Origin of the sequence: Longimicrobium sp. (assembly GCF_048594345.1) — a bacterium.
GTDB lineage: Bacteria > Gemmatimonadota > Gemmatimonadetes > Longimicrobiales > Longimicrobiaceae > Longimicrobium.
This window is the reverse complement of record NZ_JBMDXM010000082.1, coordinates 1-3,028: the sequence shown is the minus strand read 5'-3', so window position 1 is coordinate 3,028 and position 3,028 is coordinate 1. Positions and strand designations below refer to the sequence as shown.

The following is a 3,028-nucleotide window of genomic DNA, read 5'->3' as shown; positions in this document are numbered from 1 at the left end:
CTGGCGCGCGGCCTCGCGCTGCTCGGCGCGCACGGTGGCCACGGCGGCCTCCTGCGTCAGCCGCTGGTTCTCCAGCGTGGCGGAAAGGGTGCTGCGGTCGGCCTCCGCGCCCACCAGCTGCCGCTGCGCCTCCAGCGCGTCGCGCTGCACGTCGGCGTTGCTCAGCACCAGCAGCGGCGTGCCGGCCGTCACCGTGCTCCCCGGCACCACCAGGATCTGCTCCACGCGGCCAGCCGTCTGCGCGCTGATCCACCGCACCTGCTCGCTCACCAGCGTGCCGGGGCCGCGCACCTCGCGCAGCATGGTGCCGCGCTTCACCGTGTCCGTCCACACCGAGGCGCCGTCCAGCTTGGGCGCGGCCGGCTCCATGCGGGCAAGGGCGGTGCTGGCGGCCACCAGTACCAGGGCGGCGGCGCCGCCGTAGATGTACTTGCGGGGGGTGCTCTTTCGAGCGCGCGGGATGTCCAAGGGTACCTGTCTCGCTGTCGGTCTTGAGGGGAACGGCCGGGATCTCTCCATGCAAAGATCCGCGCCAATTGTGATTCCAAGGGAAACGGATGTGCCGCAACCACTTAGCCGGTTGCGGCGCCGCGGCGTGGTGCCCGCGGGTGTCCGGATGTGGGATTTTGGTGTTGCGTTTCCGGGCCGACGAGCCGCAGGTCTGCCTCCGTTCCGGACAGCCGCCTGGCGTCGCGCGGAGTGCCACCATCTACGGGACAACCTGCGCGGATCGAGTGGGCTGCTACGCGGGGTCCGGTCGGCGTACGACGAAAGCAAGTCGTTGAACCCCAATCTAATCGTTTAGGAACATTTGTTACAGAGGCGGAGGGGCGAAGGATCATCACCCCCACCTCCGTATCTCCCTGCGCCGCGTCAGGATTCTCTACCTCGGCGAACGCCCTGCTCCAGCGTCAAGATCTTTCTCGGTATCAACTTACACGGACCCTCGCTCATGCCGGCGCAGTGCCGGCGGGCAGGCGGACACGCCCTCGCCCAACCACACGAAATCCGCCTATCCTAGAACTTATACCATCTGCCGTATTTCGATGTGCAGTGAGGGGAAAGATTTTCACGCGGAGGCACGGAGAAAACAGAAAAAGGCGCGGAGAGAACGCCAAAACGCCTCCGCGCCTCATCAGTTCCTCCGCGCCTCCACGTGATGCTTTTCCGTCGTTCATCTGATTGCACAACGAACTGCAAGAAAGGGTATTAAGGGTATTAAGGGGTGGACGGTTCACCTGATCGCGCATCAGGTGGTGCGATCGACGTTCGCCGGCGCACTCCGGAGGCCATCCGCCGATCCGCATCCCTCCTCCAAAAAAAACGCGGATGGCCCCCTGCCGCATTCCATCTCTCTCTCGTTGCCGAGCCTCCGCGCCGGCTCGTGGCTCGTCAGCCCAGCAGCGCCAGCCCTGCGCCGATGTCGGCGCCCTGGCGGGTGTTCACCACACCGCCGGCGCGACCGGTGGTCTGCATGCGCAGGTGCACGCCGCCAAAGTGCTCGCCAAAGACGAACAGCCCCCACACCAGCTCGTGCGCCGAGGCGCCGGCGTGCTCGTTCTGAAAGCAGTAGGGAAGCGTCTCCAGGTACTCCTGCACCACCCAGTCCTGCTCCCACAGCGCGCGGGCGATGGTGCGGTCCCACTCGTCGGGGGTGCGGTAGCGCCCTACCACCACAAAGTCGCCGCCGATGGACGAGGCCTTTTTGAGCACCAGGTTCTCCCGCTGCGCGGGCAGGTCCTCGGGAAGACGCAGGGGGCGGCCGCGGAAGGTGGTGTGCCCCGGCTGTACCCGGCGGGTCCAGGGGACGTGCCGGTCGATCAGCGAGCGCTCGGCGGCGGTGAACTCGTTCGAGCCGGCGTGCTCCGAAAGCAGCGCCAGGTTGCGCTTGTCGCTCAGCAGGTCGCCGATGGGGCCGCTGAACAGGTTGACGTAGCCCATCTTGAAGGCGCGGAAGACGGCGCGGATGTCCCCCTGGCCGTTGTGCTGCTCGATCACGGCGTGCACCGGCTCGCCGTGCACCGTGACCCCGTCGCGACCCACCGTCAACTCGTCCAGCGAGCACAGAATCACCCGTCCCACCTCCCCCGCCCCCCCCTGCCGCAGCGCGGCGCACAGGTCGCGGGTGTAGGTTCCTTCCGAGTGCTGGGCCAGGATTTCGGGCGTGTGCGGTCGCACCACCATCGCCACGTTGAAGTCGCCCTCCGTCCATGCGCCCAGCCGCACCGTGTCGTCCACCACGTGGCGGAACAGGGCGCGGCACACACCCATGGGCGCGGCACGGCGGCCCGTCTCGCGCAGAAAGCGCGCGGTGGGCTCGCAGCGCAGGTACTGCGCGCACAGGTGGTCGGTGTGCAGTCCGCCGATAAAGCCGCCGGCGTTGAACTCCAGGAACTTGAGCCCGTCGGCGGTTTCGATGTAGTCGGCGCGCGAGTGCGCGGCCTGGATGCCGTTGGGCTCGTCCGCCAGGATCTCGATCATGTCCTCGCTGAACTCGCGGGCCAGCGTGGGCGCGCCGTCCATCGATCCGCGGGTGTGGTAGAACGCCGCGGCGCGGACGGGATCGGCCAGCAGGCGCTCCGTTACGCCCTTCATCAGCCGGTCCAGCCCCACCGACATCTCCGACAGCTCCCGCAGCCGCGCCGCGTCAAAGAAAAGCGGCCACGGCTGGACGGAGAACGACACCAGCGAAGGGTCCTCGTACAGCGGGGCGTACGAGGCGCGCCGCAGGCACGCGGGGTTGCGCTCCACGAACTCCAGGAACTCGCGGTTGGCCCGCGACCACCGGGCGTGGGCGGGCTTTGCCTGCTCCAGCGCCGAGGCCGGGCGCGGTGCGGCGGGGGTGGGGGCAAGCGTCGTCGTCATGGAAGCGCCAGGAACTCGGGGTTTTCGGCCAGCAGGCGGTCCAGCTCGTCCTCGGACAGGCCGTCGATCATCGTCAGCAGGCGGTCGGGGCTGGCACCGGCGGCGTCCACGGCCTCCGGCGCCCACACCGCGGCACCCGCCGCGCCGCGCTCGCCCAGCCAGC

Annotated in this window: 1 protein-coding gene and 1 pseudogene; both read right to left on the bottom strand. The window is 68.6% G+C overall.

The window, feature by feature from the left end:
* Nucleotides 1–468: pseudogene (locus tag ACOJUJ_RS08820) on the bottom strand (RND transporter); the annotation flags it as partial.
* A 924-nt stretch (nucleotides 469–1,392) separates the two neighbouring features.
* Nucleotides 1,393–2,865: a hypothetical protein gene (locus ACOJUJ_RS08815; protein WP_420126491.1), complete on the bottom strand. Its 1,473-nt coding sequence runs from the start codon at nucleotides 2,863–2,865 to the stop codon at nucleotides 1,393–1,395.
* Between the last annotated feature and the right edge of the window lie 163 nt (nucleotides 2,866–3,028).

Bases quoted from the DNA above. Each gene is read 5' to 3' on its own strand.
- ACOJUJ_RS08815 (WP_420126491.1), bottom strand. From the start codon at position 2,865: ATGACGACGACGCTTGCCCCCACCCCCGCCGCACCGCGCCCGGCCTCG.